The organism is Streptomyces similanensis, from assembly GCF_039543625.1.
Taxonomy (GTDB): Bacteria; Actinomycetota; Actinomycetes; order Streptomycetales; family Streptomycetaceae; genus Streptomyces; species Streptomyces similanensis.
Window position 1 is genome coordinate 1 of sequence record NZ_BAABKC010000093.1, and the last position, 2,111, is coordinate 2,111.

A 2,111-nucleotide genomic window follows, 5' to 3' on the forward strand; every position below is an offset into this window, starting at 1 on the left:
CGGGGCGCGGCCGGGGCACGACCCGGCGCAGCCCCCGGCCGCGCCCCGGCCGCCCCGCCGCGGACGGGTCCTCGGGCGCCGGCCCGGAGACGTCCTTCGGCCTCGCCGCCGGGCCCTTCGGCTCACGCTGCACGGGCACACCCGGGAACGGGGCCGGGGGCTGGGCCGGGGCGGCCTGCGGGCCCGGCCGGCCGCCGGGGGCGCCCGCGGCCGTGACGATGTCGTCGGGGCTGCCCAGGCGGTCGATGATGCGGCGCACGGCGGCGGGACTGTCCACGGCCGCCTTGGCCCGGTGCCGGTCGATCTCGTTGCGCAGCTCCGAGACGAGGCGCATCCGGGTGGCCGACGGCAGCTGCCGTCGCTGCGCCACGTCGCCGACGCGGCTCAGATACTCGTAGACGACCTGGTCGCTCTCGATCCCCACAACCCCTCCGGGGGCGGCTGGCCGAAGACCCCGTGGGACGAAGGTACCGCGTGCCCCCACACCCCCGAAGCGCCCCGCGCCGCAGGCACGGCCGCCCGGCCCGTGCCGCCACGTGCGCGTGCGGGGCCGCGCCCGTGTTCCCGGGTCCGTCCCACCCGCTAACGTGGGTCGGATGAGCGGCGATGAGAAACCGGCGGCGGCCCCCCGATCGCTTGCGGAGGCGCTGCGCGCGCGTGACGACGCCTCGCTGGCGGCGCTGCTGCGCGCTCGCCCCGACCTCATCACCCCCGTCCCGACCGACCTCACCCAGCTCGCCACCCGGGCCGGCACCCGCGCCTCGGTGGTGCGGGCGCTGGAGCGGCTCGACCGGTTCGCGCTCCAGACGGCGGAGGCGCTCGCGGTGGCCGGCGATCCGGCGCCGTACGGCGAGCTGCTCGCTCTGATGGCCGGGGACGACCGCGACCCGGAGACCGCCGCCGCGCTGCCGCACGCGCTCGGCGCCCTGCGCGAACAGGCCCTGGTCTGGGGCGACGAGGACCGGCTGCGCCTGGTGCGCACCGCCCGCGAACTGCTCGCGCCGTCCCCGCAGCACCCCTCCCCGACCGGGCTCGGCCCGACCGTGCAGGAGGCCGCCTCGGGCATGTCGCCGGGCCGCGTCCAGGAGATCGTGGCCGCCGCCGGACTGCCCTCGACGCACGACGCCGTCTCCGCCGTCACCGCGCTCACCGCCCTGTTCACCGACCGCGCGCGCATGTCCGAGCTGCTCGCCGATGTGCCGGCCGACTCCCTCCAGGTGCTCGACCGCCTGGTGTGGGGGCCGCCGTACGGCCAGGTCACCGCCGATCCGGCGCCCCGGCTGCGGCTGCTGCTCGACCGGGGCCTGCTGCTGCCCACCGCGCCCGGCACCGTCGTACTGCCCCGCGAGGTCGCCCTGCACCTGCGGGCGGGCCGCGCGCACCGGACGCCCGAGCCGGTGCCGCCCGCCGTCACGGCGAGCGCGGCGCACCCCGCGCCGGTGGTGGACGCGACGGCGGCCGGACAGGCGTACACCGCGCTCGCCACCGTCGAGGAGCTGCTGAAGGACTGGGACGAGGGCGGCCCGAACGTGCTGCGCGCGGGCGGCCTGAGCGTGCGCGACCTCAAGCGCACCGCCGTGGCCCTGGACCTGCCCGAGCCGGTGGCCGCCTTCTGGGTGGAGCTGGCCTACGCGGCCGGGCTGCTCGCCACCGACGGCGAGGCGGACGAGCGGTACGCGGCGACCCCGGCGTACGACGACTGGCGGGAGCTGTCGCCGGCCGACCGCTGGGCGCGGCTGGCCCGGGCCTGGCTGGCGGCCACCCGCACGCCGGGCGTGATCGGCGACCGGGACGCCAAGGACCGCACGCTGTCCGCGCTCGGCCCGGGCCTGGACCGCTCGGCCGCCCCGGAGGTACGGCACCGGGTGCTGTCCCTGCTGGCCGCGCTGCCCGAGGGCGGCGCGCCGGACGCCGAGTCGGTGCTGGCCCGGCTGCGCTGGGAGCGGCCCCTGCGCGGGCCGCGGCGGGACGGCGAGCACGATCTGCGCGCCCGGCTGGCCCGCTGGACGCTGTCCGAGGCGGAGCTGCTCGGCGTCACCGGGCGCGGCGCGCTGTCCGCGCACGGGCGGGCGCTGCTGGGCGCGCCCCCGGCGCCCGCCGCGGGCTCCTGG

At 79.6% G+C, this 2,111-nt stretch carries 2 pseudogenes; one reads left to right on the forward strand and one right to left on the reverse strand.

Annotated features, from left to right (window positions below):
* Positions 1–424, reverse strand: a pseudogene (locus ABEB07_RS28540) (hypothetical protein); the annotation flags it as partial.
* A 172-nt stretch (positions 425–596) separates the two neighbouring features.
* Here ABEB07_RS28540 and ABEB07_RS28545 point away from each other — a divergent pair.
* Positions 597–2,111: pseudogene (locus ABEB07_RS28545) on the forward strand (helicase C-terminal domain-containing protein); the annotation flags it as partial.